Annotated in this window: 22 protein-coding genes and 1 pseudogene; 11 read left to right on the top strand and 12 right to left on the bottom strand. The window is 46.8% G+C overall.

Annotated features, from left to right (window positions below; all coding sequences use genetic code 11):
- The first annotated feature begins 86 nt into the window (after nucleotides 1–86).
- A complete protein-coding gene (locus D0B88_RS15530; RefSeq protein ID WP_151058301.1) occupies nucleotides 87–1,466 on the top strand; it encodes an MATE family efflux transporter in 1,380 nt (459 codons plus the stop codon).
- Nucleotides 1,467–1,477: 11 nt separating this feature from the next.
- Here D0B88_RS15530 and D0B88_RS15525 read toward each other — a convergent pair whose 3' ends face one another.
- From D0B88_RS15525 to D0B88_RS15505, 5 genes are all read right to left on the bottom strand, one after another.
- On the bottom strand, nucleotides 1,478–3,376 hold the full coding sequence (locus D0B88_RS15525; RefSeq protein WP_151058299.1) for a glycosyltransferase family 39 protein: 1,899 nt from the start codon (nucleotides 3,374–3,376) through the stop codon (nucleotides 1,478–1,480).
- Nucleotides 3,377–3,471: 95 nt separating this feature from the next.
- Complete coding sequence (locus tag D0B88_RS15520) at nucleotides 3,472–5,328, bottom strand: NPCBM/NEW2 domain-containing protein (protein WP_151058297.1); 1,857 nt, start codon at nucleotides 5,326–5,328, stop codon at nucleotides 3,472–3,474.
- A gap of 28 nt (nucleotides 5,329–5,356) precedes the next feature.
- Nucleotides 5,357–6,313: a glycosyltransferase family 2 protein gene (locus tag D0B88_RS15515; protein WP_040391831.1), complete on the bottom strand. Its 957-nt coding sequence runs from the start codon at nucleotides 6,311–6,313 to the stop codon at nucleotides 5,357–5,359.
- A gap of 1 nt (nucleotide 6,314) precedes the next feature.
- A complete protein-coding gene (locus D0B88_RS15510; protein ID WP_040391830.1) occupies nucleotides 6,315–6,710 on the bottom strand; it encodes a GtrA family protein in 396 nt (131 codons plus the stop codon).
- Nucleotides 6,711–6,851: 141 nt separating this feature from the next.
- Nucleotides 6,852–7,079, bottom strand: coding sequence for a hypothetical protein (locus D0B88_RS15505; RefSeq protein ID WP_007642161.1), 228 nt, complete (start codon nucleotides 7,077–7,079; stop codon nucleotides 6,852–6,854).
- Between the two features lie 289 nt (nucleotides 7,080–7,368).
- On the opposite strand from D0B88_RS15505, the gene D0B88_RS15500 reads away from it, so the two are divergent.
- The 3 genes from D0B88_RS15500 to D0B88_RS15490 all read left to right on the top strand — a co-directional run bounded on the left by D0B88_RS15500 (nucleotide 7,369) and on the right by D0B88_RS15490 (nucleotide 8,641).
- Nucleotides 7,369–7,797, top strand: a complete 429-nt coding sequence (locus D0B88_RS15500; protein WP_151058295.1) for a MerR family transcriptional regulator — start codon at nucleotides 7,369–7,371, stop codon at nucleotides 7,795–7,797.
- Between the two features lie 62 nt (nucleotides 7,798–7,859).
- Nucleotides 7,860–8,429 carry a dCTP deaminase gene (gene dcd, locus D0B88_RS15495; RefSeq protein ID WP_007642150.1) on the top strand — a complete coding sequence of 190 codons (570 nt, stop codon included), beginning with the start codon at nucleotides 7,860–7,862 and terminating at the stop codon, nucleotides 8,427–8,429.
- 26 nt (nucleotides 8,430–8,455) lie between these two features.
- Complete coding sequence (locus tag D0B88_RS15490) at nucleotides 8,456–8,641, top strand: hypothetical protein (protein ID WP_151058293.1); 186 nt, start codon at nucleotides 8,456–8,458, stop codon at nucleotides 8,639–8,641.
- Nucleotides 8,642–8,695: 54 nt separating this feature from the next.
- Here D0B88_RS15490 and D0B88_RS15485 read toward each other — a convergent pair whose 3' ends face one another.
- The 4 genes and pseudogenes from D0B88_RS15485 to purM form a co-directional block, all read right to left on the bottom strand.
- On the bottom strand, nucleotides 8,696–9,178 hold the full coding sequence (locus D0B88_RS15485) for a peptidylprolyl isomerase (RefSeq protein WP_007642144.1): 483 nt from the start codon (nucleotides 9,176–9,178) through the stop codon (nucleotides 8,696–8,698).
- 119 nt (nucleotides 9,179–9,297) lie between these two features.
- Nucleotides 9,298–9,939 (bottom strand): annotated as a pseudogene (locus tag D0B88_RS15480) (DUF3108 domain-containing protein); the annotation flags it as partial.
- Nucleotides 9,940–9,949: 10 nt separating this feature from the next.
- Entirely contained in the window at nucleotides 9,950–10,621 is a 672-nt protein-coding gene (gene purN, locus D0B88_RS15475) for a phosphoribosylglycinamide formyltransferase (protein ID WP_151058291.1), read from the bottom strand.
- 4 nt (nucleotides 10,622–10,625) lie between these two features.
- Nucleotides 10,626–11,681 (bottom strand): phosphoribosylformylglycinamidine cyclo-ligase, encoded by a 1,056-nt coding sequence (gene purM, locus D0B88_RS15470; RefSeq protein ID WP_007642138.1) that lies wholly within the window; start codon nucleotides 11,679–11,681, stop codon nucleotides 10,626–10,628.
- A gap of 248 nt (nucleotides 11,682–11,929) precedes the next feature.
- Between purM and D0B88_RS15465 the strand changes: the two genes are divergently transcribed.
- The 3 genes from D0B88_RS15465 (at nucleotide 11,930) to D0B88_RS15455 (ending at nucleotide 16,004) form a co-directional block, all read left to right on the top strand.
- Entirely contained in the window at nucleotides 11,930–13,339 is a 1,410-nt protein-coding gene (locus D0B88_RS15465; RefSeq protein ID WP_191966455.1) for a DUF2066 domain-containing protein, read from the top strand.
- A 2-nt stretch (nucleotides 13,340–13,341) separates the two neighbouring features.
- Nucleotides 13,342–14,055: a DnaA regulatory inactivator Hda gene (gene hda / locus D0B88_RS15460; RefSeq protein ID WP_151059474.1), complete on the top strand. Its 714-nt coding sequence runs from the start codon at nucleotides 13,342–13,344 to the stop codon at nucleotides 14,053–14,055.
- A 134-nt stretch (nucleotides 14,056–14,189) separates the two neighbouring features.
- On the top strand, nucleotides 14,190–16,004 hold the full coding sequence (locus D0B88_RS15455) for a glycoside hydrolase family 9 protein (protein WP_151058287.1): 1,815 nt from the start codon (nucleotides 14,190–14,192) through the stop codon (nucleotides 16,002–16,004).
- A gap of 3 nt (nucleotides 16,005–16,007) precedes the next feature.
- Here the strand turns inward: D0B88_RS15455 and D0B88_RS15450 are convergent, their stop codons facing one another.
- Nucleotides 16,008–16,862, bottom strand: coding sequence for an RluA family pseudouridine synthase (locus D0B88_RS15450; RefSeq protein ID WP_007642127.1), 855 nt, complete (start codon nucleotides 16,860–16,862; stop codon nucleotides 16,008–16,010).
- Between the two features lie 29 nt (nucleotides 16,863–16,891).
- Between D0B88_RS15450 and D0B88_RS15445 the strand changes: the two genes are divergently transcribed.
- From D0B88_RS15445 to D0B88_RS15430, 4 genes are all read left to right on the top strand, one after another.
- Nucleotides 16,892–17,425 carry a YaeQ family protein gene (locus D0B88_RS15445; protein ID WP_151058285.1) on the top strand — a complete coding sequence of 178 codons (534 nt, stop codon included), beginning with the start codon at nucleotides 16,892–16,894 and terminating at the stop codon, nucleotides 17,423–17,425.
- Between the two features lie 6 nt (nucleotides 17,426–17,431).
- Nucleotides 17,432–18,319: a thioredoxin gene (trxA, locus tag D0B88_RS15440; protein ID WP_151058283.1), complete on the top strand. Its 888-nt coding sequence runs from the start codon at nucleotides 17,432–17,434 to the stop codon at nucleotides 18,317–18,319.
- 137 nt (nucleotides 18,320–18,456) lie between these two features.
- On the top strand, nucleotides 18,457–19,413 hold the full coding sequence (locus tag D0B88_RS15435; RefSeq protein ID WP_007642120.1) for a DUF4380 domain-containing protein: 957 nt from the start codon (nucleotides 18,457–18,459) through the stop codon (nucleotides 19,411–19,413).
- Nucleotides 19,414–19,583: 170 nt separating this feature from the next.
- A complete protein-coding gene (locus D0B88_RS15430; RefSeq protein ID WP_151058281.1) occupies nucleotides 19,584–21,845 on the top strand; it encodes a PQQ-dependent sugar dehydrogenase in 2,262 nt (753 codons plus the stop codon).
- A 67-nt stretch (nucleotides 21,846–21,912) separates the two neighbouring features.
- Here D0B88_RS15430 and ylqF read toward each other — a convergent pair whose 3' ends face one another.
- Entirely contained in the window at nucleotides 21,913–22,851 is a 939-nt protein-coding gene (gene ylqF, locus D0B88_RS15425; RefSeq protein WP_151058279.1) for a ribosome biogenesis GTPase YlqF, read from the bottom strand.
- A gap of 30 nt (nucleotides 22,852–22,881) precedes the next feature.
- Nucleotides 22,882–23,202, bottom strand: a complete 321-nt coding sequence (locus D0B88_RS15420; RefSeq protein WP_007642101.1) for a hypothetical protein — start codon at nucleotides 23,200–23,202, stop codon at nucleotides 22,882–22,884.
- Nucleotides 23,203–23,293: the final 91 nt, after the last annotated feature.

Here is a 23,293-nt window from a genome sequence, read left to right as displayed (position 1 = left end):
AACGCGCGTCATACAATAGTTACTTCAACTCTAAACCCGGTGCGCCGGGTTTAGCTATTTACGTACATCTCTTGTAGTTAATCACTATGAAACCTGCACATAAACCCATGCCGCAAAGCCGAGTATTAGATAAAGGCATTTGGGGCATGAGTCGCCCTATGTTTCTCGATCAGGCAGTGACTTACACGATTCCGCTGATCGATATGTATTTTCTAAGTCGTATTTCAGATAGTGCAGCGGCGGCTGTTGGTGCAATCACGCCTCTGGTGTTTGTGGCTAATGCTTTTTTAATTGTGAGCGCGTTTGCTGGTGCTAGCATCGCAAGCCAGCGTATCGGAGCGAATGATTACCTTCGCGGTAATGCCACTATCGCTGCCTATGCAATTTTTGTTGTGGTACTTGCCTTAATCGCCGCATTAGCGGTGAACCATGGCGGCCCATGGGTTGCCTCTGCTATGTCATTAAGCGGTGAGGTCGAGCAGCACGCGCGCACCTACTTGTCGATTATCGGGTGGATGGTGGCGCTGTGGGGTTGCCGTGTTATCTATCAAACAATTTTGAATATATATGGTGAGCCGCAATGGAACACCTACAGCAATATTATTTTATTTGGAGTGAATATAATCGGCAATGCGATTGCGGTGTATGGGTTTATGGGGATTCCGCCTAGCGGTGTTGTGGGTGTTGCTATTGCCAGTATTGTTGCAGCAGGGGCGAGTTTATTATTTGTCGTTGTGATTGTGCATTTCAAGTTGCGTATTCATATCCCGCTACATGAGGGCTGGAAAAACTTTTCAGTACTAATGGCTCCTGTACTTATGATTGCCGCCCCCTCTGTACTTGAACCTATGTCATTTCAGGCTTATATGATTGCACTCAACTGGATTGCAGCGGAGGTGGGCGATCTCGCGTTAAAAGTAAAAGTCTATGCCTACAATACATTTCTCTTTTGTTTAATGATTTCCATTGCACTAGGCATGGCGACCGAAGCCATTATTGCTCAGCGAGTAGGGCGCAAAGAATTCGATTTGGTTGATAAGCAACTAAAACAGAGTTTGAAAATAGCACTTATAGGCACAACAACCTTGGCGCTTATGTGGTTGGTATTCAATCAATCTATTTTGAAAATGTTTAGCAATGACCCAGAGGTTATTGCGATCGGTGTATGGGCATTTGCATTGAGTTTTTTGGCCGAGCCATGGCGTACGGTAAATATTGTTGTGGGAGGTGCCTTGCGCTGTGCGGGTGATGCAACCTTTACGTCGGTTTCCAGTATTGCAGTAATTTGGTTGTTCTCTGTCCCGCTTGCTTATGCATTGGCTATACCCTTGGGGTTTGGGCTTTATGGATTATTAATAGCAGCCATACTTGATGAGTTATTGCGTGCTCTAATAAAAGGTTGGCGCTGGAAGCAGGGGAAATGGATGCATACTGGAATTGCAGCGCGCGAAGCGCGCGCTGCATAACAAAGACCAATTTACGAAATACCTAAAATAAATAGAATCCCGGATGCAGTAAACATCCAAGCCATAGCTTTGCCTATAGTCGCCATGCGTTTAATTCCGTGACGTTCAAAGCTCAAAATACTTGCGGCATAAAAGCCACAGAATGTAATTAAAATTGGCACTATGTAGCGGAAATCAATATTAGCTGGAAAAGTCATGCGCATATAGGTTACACCAGCCCAGAGAAAGAATCCCGAGAGTAAAATAGGAGCCATAAATTTGAGATCATCCCTGCTCATGCGGTACAAGCCAGCAATACAATAAATCAGCATGAGTACGGCAAAGAAGCTGCAAATTACTGCCATATTTACCGAAAGAGGGCTGGGGTATTTAAACTCTCCAAATAACCCTGTTTTACCGAGATAATTCCAGAAGAATTGACGCCCCATTCGATCATCGTAGGGGTCTGTGAATGGTTCGGTGATAAAAATTTTTGCGTCAAACCAAAAATAGTTAGATGCGGTATTGCCCACCAAATTGGCTTTTGAAAGTCCGTCAATATTATCGATGTAGAGTTTGTCGCGTTTACCCTCCAGCTTCAGAATTAATCCTGGGCCCACAGTAATTGCTGTTGCCACCAACATGATTAAGCATGGTGCTATCGCTATTTTTAAGTAATGTGGCCAGTCCCGACTTTTTATCATCTTTATCAAACCAATGATTCCCAAAACTACAATCAATATTTCTCCGTTCGCTTTGGTCAATATTGCAGCGGCGCCAAGAATACTTGCCAGCATTAAGTGACGTTTTTGATCTTGACGATACCAGCGAATAATAAAATACAAGCTGGCAGTAAATAAAAAATAGAGCATCGGATCGTTTCCAATCCGCACTGAGTGAATGATCGATACCGGCCAGAATGCAAAGAGCGAACCTATTAACCAAAAGAGTGATGATTGCGTGGTAGTAATGGCAGATGGCTGCTCAGATTGATGATTTATGTAAACACCGTGGCTTTTTGTTTCAAGATCTTGATTGCGCCCATGGTGATACTTGTTTAAAAGTTCATTCAAAATCAACAATCCAAACAATACAAATCCCATAGAGTAAGTAAGGCTGAGTAGTTGCTGTGTACGATAGATGGTTACTTTATTATCTGGTTCAAACCATTGAGTGGCACGATAAACCAAGGCGCCTGTGTAGTAGTAAAGAGGGGGGTGAAAAAAGGCACCACCAGTAGCATAATCCACAGGCGGCGGCATCCATCTTGTGCTTAAGTATTCGCTGTAACCTATATGATCGCCCAGATCATGATCGCGAATATCGGCAGGTGTTACTGAAAAATAGAAAATACGAATTAGTAAAGCGCCGATAAACAAAAACTTAATGGGTGTCGATACTCTAAGTGTACTTAGCGCCTTGAGCGAAATGATGAGAGCAAAAATGCTGCCTAGTAAATATAACAATACGATTGTGTAGCCTTCCGCTTCGCCGCTGATAACAATCCCCATTAAACCGCCTTGGTCTGAGTACACGATTTCAATTTTATTGTTACCTTCCTTCAGGTAATCGCGTAGATCATAAGTGAAGCCGCGGTTGTAATCTTTGCGTAGGTGGTGCGGAATACTGTTCAAATTGATGGGTTTGTCATTAACACTTAGGGATAAAATTTCATCATCAGGTATTATCCGTAGAATTGGGCTGGAATACTTTCCCATATCGAGGTTGCCTGATAAACGATAGATGCCACTTTCGGTAGATTGTATAAAGCTTGGGCGCTCCAGTTGTTGGGTTTTTCCTGATGGCGTGGTTATTGAAAAATTTGTTAAGTCAGGCTGAATAGTTTTTATTATTGATAAAAAAAGTGCAGCTATAAGTATTAAAAAATAAACAGTTTTTGATCTAAACATACATAAAATCTGCTGTTTCATTTATTTTTATTCCTATCTATGTCGCTGCTAATAAGGTTTTAATGTGGTTACTCTAATTAGTAACGTTTATTTTTGATGCTACAAAAGCTAATATTTTATTCTGTATCTGCTTCTTTTAAGTGAATAACTGTATTTACCCAGTTGGCATGATCCCACTTGTCATCTTTCAGTGGCGCAACTTTTAAATTCAACATCTGTACTCCACTAATGTCGATTTTTTGGGTCGGTATGTTTCGTTCATAACCGTAAATAGGATTAGATTGCCAGAGTAATTTTCCATCACCCCATACCGAAAACTGAACATCTGCAGTGCCCACCTCATCATCAAGTGCAACCATAAAGCTAAATATTTCAGCGTCGTCTGGTAATTGATATTGAATGTCAGAGTTGGCATGGGTGCCTATACCTTGGGCATATCTGCGATTAGCGACAGACAGTTTGTTGCCGTCAAAGCTACGGTTAACTGCCATGGTGCCATGGTCTTGGCGGGCATAAACCAATGGTAAATTGGTTAGCAGAACCTGTTTTTCTGTCAACTCAATTTGATGAATATGATATCTGTCGTATAAGTAGGTAATCATCAGCCCGGCCGCCACAACAAAAAACCACAGCCCCAAAAATGGAATTCGAAAAATGTATTTGAGAGTGTGTTGAAGGTTTGTAAATAGTTGATGATTCGTTAGTTGGTCTATTAAGGCAATTATTAGGATTCCAACGGTTAACCACGATAAACCAAGCCAAATGTTTGAGCCGTTGATCTCCAGAATGATTAGCATATTCAGCGCACAAGCAATACTAATCAGCGCGGGATAGAGTATTTTTTGACGCGCAGTTGCGCAATAACCCAATGCCATAACGGTAGCAGGAAATAGATATCGCTCATGCATGGCCGGCAGTAGCGTAAAGAACGCTAGGGCACATATAGTTGCCGCAAAAAGCGAATAACTTAATAATTGATTACTACCAATATACAATTTGTTTTTTATTAAAAAATAAACACCATGAATGAATATTAGGAGTGAAACTATTGAAAACAATAACATTCCAAAATACTTTGCCATAAATATACGCGCCCAGATTGAATCCTGCGGTACACCGAACAAAATAATATTGTCAGGTACGGTATTTCCCGTGAGCAGAATCCACAAGTTTGCGGCATTAAACGTAGTCATTGGGTATTGGCCTAGCGTATCAATATAGGCTTGGCGGAAGGATTGCCAGAAATGTCCGGCGATAATTGAAGGTAAAAATATCAATACACTAAGAGCTACGGCAATCAAAATGCCAAGTAAGTGTTGGCGAATTTTATTAAAAAATAAAAAACCAAAAACAGGTGCAAAGGCAATTGTTTGGAATTTAGTTAGCAATGCCAGGGTAAAGAGTGGAATTGCCAAATGTGCATAGCGCCAGCTGCTGGCTGCAACCAAACTGCAATACACCATCACAGCAGGAACAAGATCCACTTGCCCCCAAATAGGGCCGTTCACCAAAATCGCTGGGTTAAAAACGGTAAGTACCATTACTGCTTGTAATAGTGCTGGTTTTGCTTTGGTGGTTTGTAATTGGCGAAAAATCACAATCGTTAATAAACAGTGGCATATTGTGACTGGAATTTGTGTTAAAAATTTTAAAAGATCATTGTGCTCAAGTGGTATTGCCGTCAGATTGTAAAATTTTCCAACCAAGTATAGCCAGTGAATATACACAGGAGGGTAGTTGCCATTAAAACTATCGTAGCCATTATTAGATAATTGACTTACCCAATCTTGCCAATAGCCTAAATCCTGACTGTAGCCTTTTAAAAATAATAAGCTGAAATTGAGTATAACCACGAATACCAAATAGGTTTGCAGCAGGCTCGCCGGAGGCTGTGTGGTGGCGTGCGAAAATAGTGAGAGGCCGTTAATTGGTTCGATTGCTGGGCTGTTATTGTTGGATTCTTGGGTGTTCATAACGTTAATTTATACCGGTTATGTTGAATTAATCCTTTTTAATAATTTCACTAATATGAAATTTTGGTCTTCTTTTTACTTCTTCGTAAATTTTTGAAAGATACTCGCCAATTACTCCAAGACATAAAAGTTGCACACTGCCAATAAATAATAATGGCAGAAGTACAGATGCCCAGCCCGGCGTAGCATTGTCGGTAAAAAAACGAATTGCCAGTACCCAAGCAATTAATGTGAATGATGCAAAGCCTGATACCAATCCCAGCACTGTGATCATGCGCAGTGGCGCCGTAGAAAATGCAGTAATACCTTTCCATGCAAAAGAAAGCATTTTTTTCAATGGGTATTTGCTTTCGCCGGCTTCGCGCGCTTGGCGTTCATATTCCACTACCGATGAGGGGTAGCCTACTTCACGTACTATGCCACGTAAAAACAAATTGGACTCATCGTATTCTTTGAGTGATTCCAGGGCGCGACGTGAGAGTAAGCGGAAGTCGGCATGATTGAAGACTAGATCTACTCCCATTTTTTTCATCAAATGGTAATAGCCTTCAGCGGTAAAACGCTTGAAAAATGTGTCGGTGTTGCGAGCCGAACGTACACCATAAACCACATCATTGCCTTTCAGGTATTCATCTACCATGGCCTCAATGTTTTGCGGGTCGTCTTGCAGGTCTGCATCTATGCTGACGGTGATGTCTTCTGTGGTGGTGCATAGTCCAGCATAAAGCGCATTCTGATGACCTTTGTTACGCGAAAGTTTAACCCCTACTAATGCGGAGTTTTGTGCAGCTTCTCGTGCGAGTATTTCCCAGGTTTTATCCTTGCTGCCATCATCGACCAAATAAATTTTGGATTTGTCATTAATTTTTCCGCGCGCAATCATCCCATCGCGTAATGCGAGCATGGTTGCCAATGTTTTGGGGAGCATTTCTTCTTCGTTGTAACAGGGTATGACGATTGCAAGAGACGGAATGAATGCAGTCATGTTAGTGATTCCTGTATATCCAGATTTTTTGAACCGCGAAGTTAATAAATACAGTAATGCCTGTTGCGATGAATTGCGCCACTAAATAATTTTCAACCCAGGGAATAGGCAAGTAGTTGTCAAACAGCCATAAAAAGGCGGCAAACAATACTGTATTGCAAAACAAGCCTATGCACACTGCAATAACAAATCGAGGGAAAGTCTCTGAGTGGCTTCGGCTGCTCTTGAAAGTGAAATGGTAGTTTGCCCAGTAGTTGAATAACGATGACAACACATATCCGGCAGCTGAAGCAGAAACCTCTGTTAACAGTTTTGTTTCAATAAAAATAATAAGTAGAAGGAATTGAATAAGACTGGAGATCCCTCCAATGCCAACGAATAGAGCGAAGCGTTTCATTGTTATTTTTACATTATATTTTTGAGGTTAATGGGCGCGCGCAGTTAAAAAACGCACGAACATTAACACATTTTTGCACAGGAAAGGATGTGAATTGCACGGTCTCAAATAGAATTCTTTTCCATGTTGGGTGACGCTGCTCTAGGCCCAGCGTAAAGCTGCGCCCATACGCTCGATATAGATATATTCAGGCTTGTTAGTTAAGGGGTGACAGGCGTGGCGTAAATGGTGATGATGCGCAGTAGACCCCATGTACTCCCAGCAATGGCCATCATTTACGCACAGTGGGTCACCCTCATTCAGGCGGTAACTGGCCAACTCATCCCACATTTTCTGCCATTCGGCATGGTTAATGTCGAGGTATTCCATTGCTTGTTTCCGCGTTTGAGTAAGGAGAAAAACAGCAGTTTGTGATTCCAATTCTGTATTATTAAATCTATTTGTCAACAAACATCTTTAACATAATGATTTAAAACAAAAATATTATTCTACAACTGTGGGTTGTGTCTCTTGGTTTTGACTTTTTTTGCTCCTGTTTCGGTGAAAAAACATGCCTTTCGTATAAAAAATGAAAGGGAATAGTTATTCTTTTGAGCTAACCTTTCTGTTTATGTAATGTTTGTGTTCATGGGTATTATCGAAATATTGGAGGGGGGCTATGAATATCAGTCAGGCGTCACAGGCTTGTGGTTTGCCGACTAAGACGATCCGCTTTTACGAGGAGGTTGGTCTGGTAGTGCCTGCGCGGCAAGCGTCTAATGGCTATAGAATTTACGCTATGGCGGATGTTGAGCGGTTGAGATTTTTGCAGCGGGCGAGGGCGGTGGGGTTTGGTCTTGAAGAGTGTCGCGAGTTGTTAGTGCTTTATTGTGATCCGGGGCGGCGTAATCTACAGGTTCGTCAGTTGCTCAAAGGGTATTTGGGTAAGCTGGATCAGCAGTTTATTGCTTTGAATTCAATGCGCACCAGTTTGGAGTTGATGCTTGATGAATGTAGCGGCGATCCCGTGTCGATTGCTGCACAATCAGGTATGGAAAATCTGCCCCATCCAATGGCTTTTACACTCATTGATACCGGGTGCGATTGATGTTTTTCGTTGCCAAAAAGGCTATGATGCGCGCCGTTTAACATTTTGCGACAGGTGAAATTATGAGCATCAAATCCGATAAGTGGATGCGCCGGATGGCTGAAGAGCACGGCATGATTGAACCGTTTGAGCCGGGGCAAATTCGCTACGATGCTGCTGGTCAACGTATCGTTTCTTACGGTACCTCCAGCTATGGTTACGATGTTCGCTGCGCCGATGAGTTCAAGATTTTCACCAATGTGCACTCAACGGTGGTCGATCCTAAAAATTTTGACGAAAAAAGTTTTGTCGATATTAAAAGCGATGTTTGCATTATTCCCCCCAACTCCTTTGCGCTGGCTCGGACAGTTGAATATTTCAGAATTCCACGCAGTATTCTGACCGTTTGTTTGGGTAAATCTACCTACGCGCGCTGCGGTATTATTGTGAATGTCACCCCTCTCGAGCCGGAGTGGGAGGGGCATGTGACTTTGGAGTTTTCCAATACCACACCTCTACCTGCAAAAATTTATGCCAATGAAGGTGTGGCGCAAATGTTGTTTTTTGAATCGGATGAGATTTGTGAGACATCTTATAAAGACCGCGGAGGTAAATACCAAGGTCAGCGTGGTGTGACTCTACCGCGCACTTAAGGTTATTGTCTCGGCTGAGGGCAGTTATGGGTGATGTAATCCAGTTTAAAAAACCGAGCCCTTTTGAAAAACATAAGGGTAAAACTCTGTGTCGCAGTGGCTTCCATAAGTGGGAAGTTGTTAAGGAAAAGCAGTTTGATGTGAAGCAGGGGAAATTGGTCACTATCTATAAATGCGGTCGTTGTGGCGAGCAGAAGGTGGAGTTGAAATAAACGTCGAGGAAATAAAAAAGGCTCCGTAAAGGAGCCTTTTTTGTGCAACATCATTTAATGATGATGGCCACCAGCACCGTGAGCGTGGCCGTGGTTCAGCTCTTCTTCGGTGGCAGCGCGGATTTCGGTGATTTCTACATCAAAGGTTAAATCCACACCAGCTAATGGGTGGTTACCATCAATAGTCACTTGATCGCCTTCTACGTGGGTAACGGTGACGACTTGCAGGCCTTGCTCGGTTTCAGCATGAAATTCCATGCCAACTTCAATTTGTTCAATACCTGAAAACATGTTTGAGGGCAGTTGTTGTACCAAGCTGTCGTCGCGCAGGCCATAAGCTTCTGCTGCTTTAACGGCAACATTTAATTTATCGCCCACTTTTTTGCCTTCCAGTGCGTCTTCAAGGCCTGGAATGATGTTGCCTGCACCGTGTAAGTAAGACAGTGGCTCTTGACCTTCGGATGAGTCGAGCACCTTGCCTGAACCATCGGTCAGGGTGTAGTGGAAGCTGGCAACGCAATTTTCGGAGATATTCATAATGAACCTTTCAGGTTAAGTAAAAAGAAAACGATACAGGGTATAGATTAAAAATGGGTAATGGCTTTGCCATCAACTGTCGCTTTGTGGATATAAATGGTGTAGGTCTCACCTTTTTCTTCTTGCTGCAAGCGAACCAGTAGGTAGTTCCAGTCTTTGGCAAGCCAGGCATAGGTCACGCGCTCGTTATCTTCCCGGCTGCGTTTAATTTTTACGGTGTTGACTTTCCCCAATGGTGTTTCCAGCATTTCTTCGCCCACAGTAGCGAACTTGTATTTCTTGAGTCGACCGCCATCGGCAATCTGGTATTCAAAATTCTTGTGTCCATTGAGTAGGTCTTGCTGCATTTGCAATTGATAGCTTAATTTGTCCTGTACCTTCTGTGCTATGTCCATTTCCCAGCTGGTTTTTTGCACGTTATTGGTGACAGTTTTATTAGGCCAATCAAAAATTAATTCAGCATTGCGGTCTTTACCCAGGCTTCGACGCACATAGGTGTATCTTAGTGGGGTAATTGTTTGTTGTTTGGGGTTCCATTGCATATGGCTTTGTTCGGTAATGGTGCCAATCATGGAATCCGCTTTGAATAGCAAATTGTATTTGCCATCGTCTGTCTTGCTCAGGCGATTAGTGACGGTGATATTAAAGCCATAGAGCTTGGCTCTGTATTCATTGTCAAAGGTTTTGGGGGCTTCGGCTGCTAAAGTGGCGGTTGAAAGCAGGGTGGCCAGAGAGAGAAAAATGATACGGAGGCTGTGCATAGGAAATCCTTTAGGGCTCATTTGCCTCAATTTGATAACCACTTGCGGGTAAAAGTTCACCATTTAACAGGGCTTTACCTTCGTGCATCACTAGATGCCCCTGTGCGAACCATTTTATGGCAAGAGGGTAGATAATATGTTCTTGGCGCTGAACCCGCTTTGCCAGTTGCGTTGCGTCATCGCCTGGCAGAACTGGCACTCTTGCCTGAATTGCCGCAGGCCCACCATCCAGCTCCGCAGTGACAAAGTGAACGGTGACGCCATGATGGCTTTCGCCTGCATCCAATGCACGTTGATGAGTGTGCAACCCTTGAAATTTGGGCAGTAATGATGGGTGAATGTTTAGCATTCTTCCCAGATAGTGCCGGGTGAATTCAGGGGTCAGAATACGCATAAAGCCCGCGAGTACGACCAGGTCGGGCTGATAGTGATCGATGGTTTGCATCAATGCGGCATCAAAGGTTTCACGACTAGCGAAAACTTTATGATCGAGTACTTGCGTGACAATTCCTGCATCTTTGGCGCGTGTCAGGCCAAAAACATCCGGGCGATTGCTGATAACGGCAGCTATCTCAATGGGTAGCTCGCCGCTGTTGGCACCGTCAATCAGCGCCTGCAAGTTGCTGCCGCTACCAGAGATAAGAACAACAACACGCAGTGGGGGGCGAGAAGAGGTGGGCATGCAATTAGATACCTTGCAGTTCTACTTGATGCTCGTCAGCGTTTGCAGTGGCGATATGGCCAATTACAAATGCGTTTTCTCCGGCATTGCGCAAAATATTTAACGCATTGTCTTTTTCGCTTGCGGGGATTGCGATGACCATGCCAACACCGCAGTTAAAGGTGCGGTACATCTCGCGTATGTCTACATTGCCGCCGCGCTGCAGCCATTGAAATACTGGAGGAAAAGCCCAGCTCTTGGTGTCGAGTACGGCTTTGGTTCCGTCAGGCAAAACACGCGGAATATTTTCCGTCAGGCCACCGCCGGTAATGTGCGCCATAGCGTTAACCTGCGATTCTTTAATCAGTTTCAATACAGACTTAACGTAGATGCGCGTTGGTTCCATTAGGGCGTCACCTAACGGGCGACCGCCGCAATCCTGATTCAAATCGGCCTTGGTAACGTCGATGATCTTGCGGATCAGCGAGTAGCCGTTGGAATGCGGGCCACTAGAGGCGAGGGCGATTAGGGTGTCGCCCACTTTTACTTTGCTGCCATCAATAATTTCAGATTTTTCCACCACGCCTGTACAGAAACCTGCCAAGTCGTAGTCTTCACCTTCATACATACCGGGCATTTCAGCGGTTTCACCGCCAACCAGGGAGCAGCCAGCTAATTCGCAGCCATCACCTATGCCTGACACTACTGCTGCGGCCACATCAACATTGAGTTTGCCGGTGGCGTAATAATCGAGGAAGAACAGTGGTTCGGCGCCAGTGACCACCAGGTCATTCACGCACATAGCAACCAGATCGATACCGATGGTGTCGTGTTTTTGCAAGTTCATGGCGAGGCGCAATTTAGTGCCTACACCATCAGTGCCAGAAACCAGAATGGGTTGGCGATAACCGGCAGGAATCTCTACCAGCGAGGCAAAACCACCCAAGCCTGCCATCACTTCCGGGCGACGGGTGCGTTTGGCGACACTTTTAATGCGCTCGACCAGTGCGTCGCCAGCTTCGATATCAACGCCAGCGTCTTTGTAGCTAAGGGATGGGGTGGGAGTTTGGTTTTGGCTCATAGGAAATGGCTCACAGCTCTTGCAGTTGGAGTGGTTTAAAAAAAGGCCGCCATTCTAACAGCTTATGGTGAGGCGTGCAGTGCAAAGCACGGTTAGGGTGAAAGTTATTCTTCTTCGGTGATGTTAGCGATGCTCGCGTATCTGTGAATTTCTTGAATCTGCGCCCAATTGCGCTTGCCGTTGGCTGGTTTAAGCCTGTTACAATGCGACCCCATCCCATTTATTGGCTGTTTTCAGGGGTTAATTTGGTGCGTCTTTCATTGATCCGTATCTTGTTGTGGTCGCTGTGTTTTATCTGTGTAAGTCCTGCTTATGCCGGTCAGCAGGTCGATATTTATCGTGCCCAAGCGCTGGTGAAATCCCAGGCTGAGGCTGAGCGTAATGCAGCGGCACGCGCGACTTTTGGCGAGTTAATGGTGCGAGTCTCGGGGCAGCGCAATGCGCTCGATAACCCGGTTGTTCGCGCCGCTATGCCTAAAGCCCAAAACTATCTGTTTGGTTTTAGCTACAAATCCTCCAGTGAAAAACTGATCGAGGGCTCGCGTAGTTTTACCGCGCTTGCACTGCAATTGGATTACGAGCCGCAGGCTATTGGCCAGTTATTGCGTGACGCACAGTTGCCGCTCTGGCCTGCCCAGCGTCCAACCTTGTTGGTGTGGCTGGTATTCAAGGATTCTCGCGGTTTGCATCTAGTGCCCGAAGTTGTTGATTTTCAGGCGATCAACAGTGCTGCCGCTTATCGTGGTTTGCCCCTGATGTTCCCCAAGCACGATGTTGAGGACAGTATGTCTATTGTGGCCGATGATCTGTGGGCGGTGAATCAGGAAAAGATTTTGGCGGCTTCTGTTCGCTACAACGCTGACGCCATTTTGGTGGGGCGCTATATGCCTAGCAGCATGGGGTCAATTCCGCCTGCGATGGTGATCGATCCCCTAGCTACCGCCGATTCTGCCGAGACAGCTCTGGCAAGTTCTGCCGTGGCAGTTTCTCCTGCAGCTTCCAGTGCCAGCAGTGCTGAAGGTGCTTTGGGCGTTGCGCCTGCCGAGCCTGCACAAGGTCCATGGCAGGGTGAGTGGCTGCTGTTGCACGGCGAAAACCAGACAAGATTTACCGATGAAACTCCGGAGGTTAAGGGGTTAGTTAATAATGTGATCGATCAGGTTGCCGATTATTTTGCGAATCAGTACGCGATCATGCCAACCAATCAGGGCGCGCAACAGATAGTGTTGCGTGTGGGAAATATCACCAGTTTTGCCGCCTTTAAAGAAGTTCAAGCCTATCTTGAGGGGTTGGCTCTAGTGCAACGTATGGAAGTTGTCACTGTAAATGCAGAAGGTGTCGTTGTTCGATTGACGACAGAGGCGGATACCCGGCTCTTGACCAATACTCTGGCATTGGGGCGTCGTTTGGCACTTGCCCAGCCCGCAGTGATGGGGGCATCCCAGTCTGAACCAAGTCAAGGGGAAACACTGCCGGAGGGCATAGATGCAGAGGCAATGGCTGATTTTGAACGCGCCTTGGCCAGTGAGCAGATGCCTAATAACCCGGCTCCCGCGGATGCTCCAGTTACCGCTGCTATTAGCGACCTGCAACCGAGCGCGGCAGTTATTAATTCCGGCACTTTGCAGGATCCACTGATTTACGTTTGGCAGAAGTAGTGATGGTGAATTTGCCGCAACAATTGTCCCTGGGCGTTAACCTGAACGACGATGCCACCTTTGAAAATTTTTATGCGCCAACTGCAACTCACAACGCAATGGTGTTGCAGGGGTTACGCCAGCAAGTCGATGGCAGCGGTGAGGCCTTCGTTTATTTGTGGGGCTCACCGGGCTGCGGTTTAACGCACCTGCTGCAAGCGGCTTGTCACCAAGCGCAACGCCTTGGTTTGTCGGTGCAATATTTACCGCTGCGGGATTTGGCGGGTTACGCGCCTGATGAATTGTTTGTTGGCTTGGAATCGGTGGATTTGGTTTGTCTGGATTGCTTGCCTGCAGTGGCTGGTCGTCCCGATTGGGAGCTGGCGATTTTTAATCTCTACAACCGTCTGCGCGATGAGGGCAAACGTTTGCTGGTTGCGGCAGAGTACGGGCCACGTGAGCTTGCCTTAACGCTGGAAGATTTGCGCTCACGTTTGCAGTGGGGGCTGACTTACCAGGTTCACAGCTTGAGCGACGACGATAAACAACTCGCGTTGCAGTTGCGCGCCCGCGCCCGTGGCTTGGAACTGAGCGACGATGTGGCGCAGTACATTATTCAGCGCTTACCGCGCGATACCAATGAACTCTTTTGGCAATTACAGCGCTTGGATCATGCTTCGCTGGCCGAGCAACGTAAACTTACCATTCCTTTTGTAAAGAAAGTTCTAAGCATTTGATCTCCCTCCTGATCGCTACCAGAATCCTCTCCAGTCGCTTTGATATGATTTGACTATTACCGGTCAAATCCTATCTCTGCATCAGCATAATAATGATCAGACCTGATTGGTCTGACAGGAACTGGAGCGTTTCAATGGTACTTTTTACCGCAAAACCCAAAGCTATGCGCGTGGTGGTGTTGACCGCTGCAACACTTGGTTCAGCTTTTTTATTGAGCGGTTGTGGTAGGGGCGATCAGCCGCCGGCACCGTCTTCATCCTCATCTGCATCAATTTCAAGCTCACAGCAGAGCGCTGAGGCAGCGGCGGGTATCAAGCTGAATCAACTGGGCTTTTTGACCGGCTCTGCAAAAATGGCGTTGGTGCCTGATGTTGGCGCCAGCCGTTTCAGTGTCATTGATGTCGCAAGCGGGAATGAGGTTTTTGGTGGAGATTTGACTCCCTCCGCCGCGTGGGCGCCAGCGGAAGAGTCTGTAAAGTTGGCGGATTTTTCCCAGCTAACACGCGCAGGTGAATATCGAGTGCGCGTTGCCGGTATTGCCGATTCGCGCCCGTTTAAAATCGCCGATGATGCATACCTTGCCTTGAATGCGGCCAGCATCAAAGCCTTCTATTTCAATCGTAATAGTGCGGAGTTGCTGCCTGAGCATGCCGGTATTTTTGCGCGCCCCTTGGGGCATCCTGATACCAATGTTTTAGTTCACGCCTCTGCCGCGAATCCAGCTCGCCCCGAGGGAACTGTGATTTCCAGTCCCAAGGGATGGTATGACGCGGGTGATTACAACAAATACATTGTTAATTCAGGTATTTCTACTTATTCACTCTTGGCGGCCTATGAACACTTTCCCCAGTTTTTTGCCGCGCAAAACTTAAATATTCCCGAAAGTGGCGATGCGATTCCTGATGTGCTCAACGAGGCGTTGTGGAATCTGGAGTGGATGCTGACCATGCAAGACCCGAGCGATGGCGGCGTTTATCACAAACTCACCAACAAAAAGTTTGATGGCATGGTCATGCCCCACGAGGCGACCACCGAGCGCTATGTGGTGCAAAAGACGACCACGGCAGCGCTGGATTTTGCCGCCGTAATGGCGACTGCTAGCCGGGTGTTGGCCAAGTATGAGGCCCAGTTGCCAGGCATGTCAGCGCGAATGCTCGCGGCGGCAGAATCTGCATGGTTGTGGGCACAGGCGAATCCCACGGTGATTTATCAGCAACCAGAAGATGTTAAAACCGGCGAGTACGGTGATCGCAAATTGGACGATGAGTTTTTCTGGGCAGCGGCGGAGTTGTATATCACCACCCAAAAAGACAGCTATTACACTGACTCAAAGGCAGCAAGCATCAGTGCAACCGTGCCTTCCTGGGGTGATGTACGCAGCTTGGGGTGGATTTCTCTCGCGCATCATCGCGCGCAGCTAAGTGCCGCTGCGGATCAGGAATTGATTGTGGGGCGGGTTGAAACCTTGGCCAAGCAATTGCGTTCAACCTGGGCAGATTCTGCTTACCGCGTGACTATGCAAACAGGCGATTTTATTTGGGGTAGTAATTCCGTGGCTTTGGGGCAGGGCATGATATTGCTGCAGGCCTATCGCATAAACGGTGAGCGGGATTATTTGGATGCGGCGCAATCAACGCTGGATTATGTGCTGGGGCGTAATGCGGTGGACACCTCTTTTGTCACCGGCTTCGGTCAACAATCTACCTTGCATCCACATCACCGCCCATCAGGCGCGGATGGTATCGATGCGCCCATTCCCGGTTTTATCGCTGGTGGCCCCCAGCCGCGCCAGCAGGACAAAGATGATTGTCCCGTGGCCTATCCGTCGGCAATTCCTGCCAAATCTTATCTTGACCACTATTGCAGTTATGCCAGCAATGAAATCGCGATTAACTGGAATGCGCCATTGGTATATGTGTCAGCGGCGTTGCAAGTGCTTACCAAGTAGTTACTAGTTAAATTGCATCTCTTTAGGCAGCTCCGCGACCACGCGTTGCTGACTAAAAGGGCAGATAAATTCCAGCCGATAAGCTAATAGCTGCAAACCTACGCTCGCCTTCTTGCCGTAAACACGGTCGCCCACAATGGGGTGGCCGATGTTAGCTAGATGGCGGCGAATTTGATGTTTGCGGCCGGTTTCTATGGTTACATCCAGCAGGGTTTTATTATTTTCCGCACGAATTTTTTTGATGTGAGTGATGGCCGATTTGCCATCCAGCTCGTAGCTCAGCGTTAAACCGCTTGTGGGTACTTCGCAGTCATCCACCACCCAAGCTTGATAAAATTTGTGCATATCGCGTGCTTGAAACAAGGTTGATAGTTTTGCGGCGGCTTGACTGTCGTGCGCCAGAATAATTAATCCGCTCGCATCGCCATCCAAACGATGCACTAAAAAACACTCGCGTTTTTCACGCCCCTGGGTAAATTGCCCGTTCACTTCGACCCACCGTAAAATGCTACAGTGATCGCCCCATTGGGAACCCTGTGAGAGCATGCCTGGCGGCTTGAACCAAATACTGTAGTTGCCGGCATCGTAAATCAGCGTGGCAGTTTCCGGTTTGCGCGCAAGCACTTGTTCGTCGTAAAAAAATTGGATGCGTGAGCCTTTGTATAACACCTTGGTTGCACGCCGTAAGCGTAGGGTTTTCCCTTTGAGTGTCCACCAGACGGCGCCTTTATTCATCGCATCTTTAATGCGCTGCTTGGACAGCCCGGTGCCTTCTGCCAACAAATCGAGCGCAGTCTGCTCAGCTTGGGTGACGGTGAATTCAAATTTTTGCGGTATTTCAAACGAAGTATCGGACATTATTTAGCTTTGATTAAGTGAGAAAAACTGTGGCAGAAAAGGCAACAATTTATAAAGCAACGATTACCCTGGCGGATATGGATCGCAATGTGTATGGCGATTATAACCTGACTGTCGCACTGCATCCGTCGGAAACGGTGGAGCGTATGATGGTGCGCATTCTAGCCTTTTGTTACTGCGCTGCGGAAAATTTAACCTTCACCAAAGGTCTCTCTTCCATGGAGGAGCCTGATCTATGGTTAAAACATGACAACGGCACGATTTTGCAATGGATTGAAGTGGGGCAGCCGGCGCCGGATCGTTTAAAAAAAGCCTCGGGTCAAGCGCAAGCTGTACGTGTATTTACCTATGGGCGTGGTATGGATGTTTGGTGGAAAACCAATGGCGCCGCCATTCGTGCCCTGCCTAAAGTATCCATTCACTATTTTGCCGCCGATGAATTACAGCAGCTGTGCGCGCTAGCCGATAAAACCATGAAACTAAGCGTAACCATCACCGAAACTATTGCTTATGTATCATCGGCGACTGAAAACCTGACAATTAGTTTGCGTGAGATGGAGTAAAAATTAATGACTGAACCAATGAATAACCTGATGAATAGCCCCTTGTTATCAATTGTTGATATCACCCTCGACAATGCCCAGCAGTATCTAATTGATGAATCATTCAATCGTCCGGTAGTCATCGATTTTTGGGCAGATTGGTGTGGCCCCTGTAAAAATCTGATGCCCATTTTGGAAAAGTTAGCCAATGAATACGCGGGTGCTTTTTTATTGGCAAAAGTAAATGCCGATGATCAACAAATGATTTCATCGCAATTTGGCGTGCGCAGTTTGCCGACGGTAATGATTATGAAGGAGGGCCAACCCGTTGATGGCTTCACCGGTGCCTTACCTGAAGTACAAGTGCGTGAAGTGCTTGCCAAGTATTTGCCTAAGCCGTGGGAAGCGCCGCTACAACAAGCCAGAGAGTTAATTGCGCAGGCGCAATATGCACAAGCGTTGCCGCTGTTGCGTCAGGCTTACGATCAGTCGAATCACTTGGCGGCGATCGGGTTATTAATCGCCCAGTGTCATTTGGAATTAAATCGTATTGATAATGCAGAAGCGATTTTATCCACCATAAAAATGGTCGATCAGGATGCTTTTTACGAACAATTAATGGCGCAGGTGGCGCTGAAAAAACAAGCCGCCAAAACACCTGAATTATCTGCCTTGGAAGCTGCTCACGCTGCCGCACCCGAAGACTTACAGGTGCGTTTGCAATTGGCGCTGCAATACCATCAGGAACTCGAGCACCGTTTGGCGCTTGAGCATTTACTGGCGATTTTGCGTAAGGATCGCAACTTTGCAGAAGGTGAGGCGCGGCAATCGTTTAATACCATTATTGCATCGCTCGGTAAGGCAGACCCTTTAGCGATTGAGTTCCAGCGCAAGTTATTTACCTTGCTTTACTAGGCTTTACCTGCCTCTAAATGGTTGTTGCGGGAAAAAATAGGTACACTGGGGTGGCTGTAAAATTACTGTAAAACCCCGCCCGCGTGGCGCTAGACCTTGGTAGCAGTTGCGCTACTGCTAGAGGATTTTGATAGACAATGAGTATTCGCTATTCCCTGATCGCATGTTTGGCCATAGTCTTTTTGGCTGTGGCCGGGTGCAGCAAAGGTAAAGAGGAGTCCGCAGATTTACCTCACTTTTGCAAACAGGATGGCTCTCGCCTGCTGATCAAACAGGGTAAGGTTCGGCTGGAAATAATGCCCAAAGTTGGTGGCCGTATCTCGTCGCTCAAATATGCAGGGCATGAGTTACTGGTGCCCATTGTCGATTTGGATAAGGTGACTGACTGGGGCACTGTGCTCTGGTCCAGCCCTCAAACTGATTGGGGCTGGCCGCCCATTGATGTGCTGGACAACAAACCTTATCGTTTAACCACCGAAGAAGATCGTGTGGTATTGATGAGCGAAATAGATCCACGCACCGGCTATCAATTCACCAAAACTTACCGCCCTAGCGGTGTTGATCGGATTACCATCGACTATCGCATTGCCAATCACAGCACCGAACGCAAGAATGTAGCGCCGTTGGAAGTGACGCGCCTGCCATCCTCTGGCAGTTTATTTTTCCCGAGCGGTGACAGCGAAATTTCCAGTGGTCTTTTTTATCCGTTGGATGTGCAGATGATTGATGAGCTGACCTGGTTTGATTACGACAAGAAAAAAATTCGCACCGACCATCACAAGATGATGCAAGATGGCAAAGAAGGTTGGATGGCGTATGTTGACCAAGGTTATTTATTAGTAAAAGAATTTAATGACAGCCCTGCGGGTACAACTGCCAAGGGTGAAAGTGAAATAGAAATATTTGCCCATGTCGAGCATATTTTTATTGAGATGAAACAACAGGCGTCTTTGGTTACACTTGAGCCTGGGCAGCATCTGGATTGGACAGTGACCTGGCACGTAAAAAAGTTACCGACAGACCTTGCTGAAAATCCCACCCCACAAGCCCTCGCGGCTTATGTGCGCAATCTATTACAGTCTGGCGCCGACTAAAAATACCAGTTATTGGTGCGGTAAAGCACGATGAGATTTTAAAAAAGCGAGCATCATTGATGCTCGCTTTTTTGTTTGTGAACAATTAATCACACTTTCGTGGGTAATAAAGCGCATGATTAAGCGATTAAACACTGCCGCTTTTTTTATTGCACTGCGAGGTGACAACCATGAAGGCTTGCGTAAAAAGTTTGCTGCTTATAGCCAGTTGTGTGCTTTTTATATCCTGTGACGGCAGTAAGGGCTCGGGTAATCCCCCTTCATCATCAACCAGTAGTGCGCCAGCACCGACGAGTGCAATTAGTTCCTCTGTTGCATCAAATTCCAGTAGCAGTATTGTTTCCGGTTTGGCCGTAAGGCCTGACAACGCTACATGCCTTGCTCCGTCGCCAGTCAGTTCTGGCACGGCCATTAGTATTCATTGGCAAGCGGTATTTCCCTCTCTGCCTAATATCGCCAGCGCCACTAATTTACTTCAAGCCCCGGATGACAACAGTTATTGGTATGTCACGCGCCAATCAGGCAGGGTGGTGCGATTTCAAAATAATGAAAGCGTTGATACCCTGACAGAGATTCTTAATATTGAAGATCGTGTGGATTTTTCTGGTGGTGAAACTGGTTTGCTCGGCATGGCATTTCATCCGCAATTTGCCACCAATCGCTATGTTTATTTCAACTATATCGGGCGCAATTCCAGCAACGAAATGGAAACGCGAGTGGTGCGTTTTGAAGTCGCGAGCGATGGAACCATTAATCCCGATTCTGAAGTGATTTTGTTGCGTTTTAATCAACCCTATTCAAATCACAATGGCGGCCAAATTGCATTTGGCAGTGATGGTTATTTATATATTGGCTCGGGTGATGGCGGCAGCGGCGGTGATCCACAACAAAACGGTCAGAACACGCAAAATTTACTGGGAAAAATATTGCGCATTGATGTTGATAACACCAGTAGTAACCGCAGTTATGCAATTCCAGCCGATAATCCATTTGCGACAACTGGCGATGCACCGGAAATTTGGGCTTATGGTTTGCGTAATCCCTGGCGTTTTAGTTTTGATCGGGAAACCGATGAGCTGTGGGTGGGTGATGTCGGACAAAGCGCCTGGGAAGAAGTAAATTTGGTAACAGTCGGTGGCAATTACGGCTGGGGTGATATGGAGGGCGATTTTTGTTACAGCGGGCGCAGCAATTGCTCCACAACTAATAAAGTGAAACCTGTGTTATCTATTAATCACAATACTGGAGTTTGTTCGGTGATAGGCGGCTATGTCTACCGTGGCGCACAATTTCCGGCAGCTTACGGAAAATATTTTTTTACTGATTACTGCGTAAATTCGATTCAAACTATTACGTTGCAAAGTGGCGGCAGTATTCTTGTTGAAGAACATGGCAGTGCCCCCGGTGGCGTAGTGTCATTCGCACAGGATAACCAAGGTGAGCTATACGCTATAGGTCAGTCAGGTGCAGGTTCGCAAATTGTTAAGATGCAAGTAATTGGCGGCACTTTGCAGCCAGGTACAATGGCGACGCGATTATCTGAAACAGGTTGTGCGGATGCAACCAATCCGCAATTGCCGGCAGCAGCGATGATTCCCTATTCCGTAGCCAGCCCCTTATGGTCAGATGGCGCTGAAAAAGAGCGCTATTTTTCGCTGCCTGATAATACAAAAATAGAACTTACCAATAACGGCGATTTTTTGTTTCCGGTGGGCAGCGTTTTAATGAAGCACTTTAAATTGAACAATCGTTTTATCGAGACGCGATTATTTGCCCGCAGCGAGCTGGGGTGGCAGGGGTTTAGTTACGAATGGCGCGATGATCAAACCGATGCGCAACTGTTAATGGACAGTAAAGAGAAATCGGTTGAGGGGATTCGGTGGCAGTATCCCAGCCCTGCGCAGTGTTTGACTTGCCACACCCAAGTGGCCAACTTTGCGTTGGGTTTGGAAACTGTGCAGTTAAATAATTCGATGTTGTACAGTGCGAGCAGCGTCACTGCGCATCAATTAGATTCTCTCGCACACATCAGCTTGTTTTCTTCCTCAATTACTCAATCCCACAGAGCCTACACTTTGTTTGCACTCGCTGATGGCGCTGCAACCTTGGCACAGCGTGCGCGCAGTTATTTACATAGCAACTGCAGTAATTGCCACAGTGTGGATGGGCCGACGCCGGTAAATTTGGATTTGCGTTACAGCACAGCACTGGCCGCAACACAAGCATGCAACGTGCAACCAACGGCAGGAAATTTGGGAATCGATAATGCGCGTATTATTGCACCGGGTGAACCGGAGCGTTCAGTTTTGCTTGCGCGGATGAAGGTGCGCGACGCAAATCAAATGCCGCCACTTGCATCACATTTGGTTGATGATGAGGCTGTTGAGGTTATAGCGGCGTGGATTGGTGGGCTGCAAAATTGTGATCAATAAAGTGGTGACGCACTTGAGAATATATTTTCGCCATACCCGCGTACGCGGGTATCCATAACAATCAATACTAGCGACGATTTTTGCGCGTTTTCAGGCGGCGAATACGATCTGCTTCTTCTTTTTCGATTCGCTTTTTTTCATCCTCTTCTTTTGCACGCAATACTTCTAGTTGCGTCATCTCGGGTGTTTCCCAACTGATCGGTCCGAGTAATCCCGCGCGCAATTCGGTGATTAAAATCGAAGCGACTTTTTGGATTTCCACTCCGCCACCTTTGCGTGTGCAGCCGCGTTTTACGCCGATAGCATCCAATAACTCCACATCTGATTCAGGTAGTTCGGTTAATCCATAGCGTTTTTTTAGCGCATCGGGATAGGCCGCTAATAAATATTCAGCGGCGTAGAGTGCGATGTCTGCGTAATCAAATACGGTATCTTTAATCGCACCGGTAATAGCCAAACGATAACCACATGAAGGTGGTGATAATTTGGGCCACAAAAATCCGGGTGTATCGGTAAGCAGAATGCCGTGCTCCAGTTTTATTTTTTGTTGGGCTTTGGTCACGCCCGCCTCGTTACCGGTTTTGGCGATTACACGGCCTGCCAAGGTATTGATGATGGTGGATTTGCCGACATTGGGAATACCCATAATCATCACCCGCGCCGGGCGCACTTCACGTTGGCGTTCGCTCACTAGCGAGGTGCAAACATTTAGCAAGTTGCGAATTTGCTCGGGGCGCTGTTGGCTTACGGGCAGGGCTTTTACGCCTTTTTCCTGCTCCATTTTTTCCACCCACAGCGCGGTAATTGCCGGGTCGGCCAAATCGGCTTTGTTGAGTAATTTAATCAGTGGTGTGTCGCCGCGCAAACTCGGCACCAGTGGGTTCTCGCTGGAAAAAGGAATGCGTGCGTCGATAACTTCTATCACCACATCCACATGAGGCATGACTTCCGCAATTTCTTTGCGGGCCTTGTGCATATGGCCGGGGAACCAATTAATTGTTGACATGAATGACTCGGAATTAAAAAGAGTAGGGGCTTAGGTAAAACTATCGAGCGGTTCGTCGCGATTAAAATGGTGCAACAGCAGGCAGTCATCTTCGGTTTCACCCTCGCAAATCACGATGGATACCGGTGCGATTTGCGGCGCATAAATTTGATCTAAATAAAGTGCCTGCTGCAGCTCTTGCCACAGCTGGGCAGGGTATTCAGTAAAAAAATTAAAACTCAAAAAGAGTTTGCCTTTTTCTTCAATGGCATCAACTTCCGGTGAGCGAATGCTGCGAACACGATCCAACAATGCACGGCGATCAAATTCGCGGGCATGTTTGGGGGATATTTGAATACTGATGCAGTGCATGGTCTTATCCTCAACGACGAGTGGCGCGATTATACAGAAAGCGCCCCATCCGCGCCGGAAATCCCGTCTGTACCATAGGGCGCGTAACCGG

Source organism: Cellvibrio sp. KY-YJ-3 (genome assembly GCF_008806955.1).
In the GTDB taxonomy this organism is placed as follows: Bacteria; Pseudomonadota; Gammaproteobacteria; order Pseudomonadales; family Cellvibrionaceae; genus Cellvibrio.
The sequence above is the reverse complement of the archived record's forward strand: the minus strand, read 5'-3'. Positions and strand labels throughout refer to the sequence as shown.

What these genes read in the sequence shown, in the direction of transcription:
- D0B88_RS15530 (WP_151058301.1), top strand. Translation starts at nt 87, where the DNA reads ATGAAACCTGCACATAAACCCATGCCGCAAAGCCGAGTATTAGATAAA.
- D0B88_RS15525 (WP_151058299.1), bottom strand. Translation starts at nt 3,376, where the DNA reads ATGAAACAGCAGATTTTATGTATGTTTAGATCAAAAACTGTTTATTTT.
- D0B88_RS15520 (WP_151058297.1), bottom strand. Translation starts at nt 5,328, where the DNA reads ATGAACACCCAAGAATCCAACAATAACAGCCCAGCAATCGAACCAATT.
- D0B88_RS15515 (WP_040391831.1), bottom strand. Translation starts at nt 6,313, where the DNA reads ATGACTGCATTCATTCCGTCTCTTGCAATCGTCATACCCTGTTACAAC.
- D0B88_RS15510 (WP_040391830.1), bottom strand. Translation starts at nt 6,710, where the DNA reads ATGAAACGCTTCGCTCTATTCGTTGGCATTGGAGGGATCTCCAGTCTT.
- D0B88_RS15505 (WP_007642161.1), bottom strand. Translation starts at nt 7,079, where the DNA reads ATGGAATACCTCGACATTAACCATGCCGAATGGCAGAAAATGTGGGAT.
- D0B88_RS15500 (WP_151058295.1), top strand. Translation starts at nt 7,369, where the DNA reads ATGAATATCAGTCAGGCGTCACAGGCTTGTGGTTTGCCGACTAAGACG.
- dcd (WP_007642150.1), top strand. Translation starts at nt 7,860, where the DNA reads ATGAGCATCAAATCCGATAAGTGGATGCGCCGGATGGCTGAAGAGCAC.
- D0B88_RS15490 (WP_151058293.1), top strand. Translation starts at nt 8,456, where the DNA reads ATGGGTGATGTAATCCAGTTTAAAAAACCGAGCCCTTTTGAAAAACAT.
- D0B88_RS15485 (WP_007642144.1), bottom strand. Translation starts at nt 9,178, where the DNA reads ATGAATATCTCCGAAAATTGCGTTGCCAGCTTCCACTACACCCTGACC.
- purN (WP_151058291.1), bottom strand. Translation starts at nt 10,621, where the DNA reads ATGCCCACCTCTTCTCGCCCCCCACTGCGTGTTGTTGTTCTTATCTCT.
- purM (WP_007642138.1), bottom strand. Translation starts at nt 11,681, where the DNA reads ATGAGCCAAAACCAAACTCCCACCCCATCCCTTAGCTACAAAGACGCT.
- hda (WP_151059474.1), top strand. Translation starts at nt 13,342, where the DNA reads ATGGTGAATTTGCCGCAACAATTGTCCCTGGGCGTTAACCTGAACGAC.
- D0B88_RS15455 (WP_151058287.1), top strand. Translation starts at nt 14,190, where the DNA reads ATGGTACTTTTTACCGCAAAACCCAAAGCTATGCGCGTGGTGGTGTTG.
- D0B88_RS15450 (WP_007642127.1), bottom strand. Translation starts at nt 16,862, where the DNA reads ATGTCCGATACTTCGTTTGAAATACCGCAAAAATTTGAATTCACCGTC.
- trxA (WP_151058283.1), top strand. Translation starts at nt 17,432, where the DNA reads ATGACTGAACCAATGAATAACCTGATGAATAGCCCCTTGTTATCAATT.
- D0B88_RS15435 (WP_007642120.1), top strand. Translation starts at nt 18,457, where the DNA reads ATGAGTATTCGCTATTCCCTGATCGCATGTTTGGCCATAGTCTTTTTG.
- D0B88_RS15430 (WP_151058281.1), top strand. Translation starts at nt 19,584, where the DNA reads ATGAAGGCTTGCGTAAAAAGTTTGCTGCTTATAGCCAGTTGTGTGCTT.
- ylqF (WP_151058279.1), bottom strand. Translation starts at nt 22,851, where the DNA reads ATGTCAACAATTAATTGGTTCCCCGGCCATATGCACAAGGCCCGCAAA.
- D0B88_RS15420 (WP_007642101.1), bottom strand. Translation starts at nt 23,202, where the DNA reads ATGCACTGCATCAGTATTCAAATATCCCCCAAACATGCCCGCGAATTT.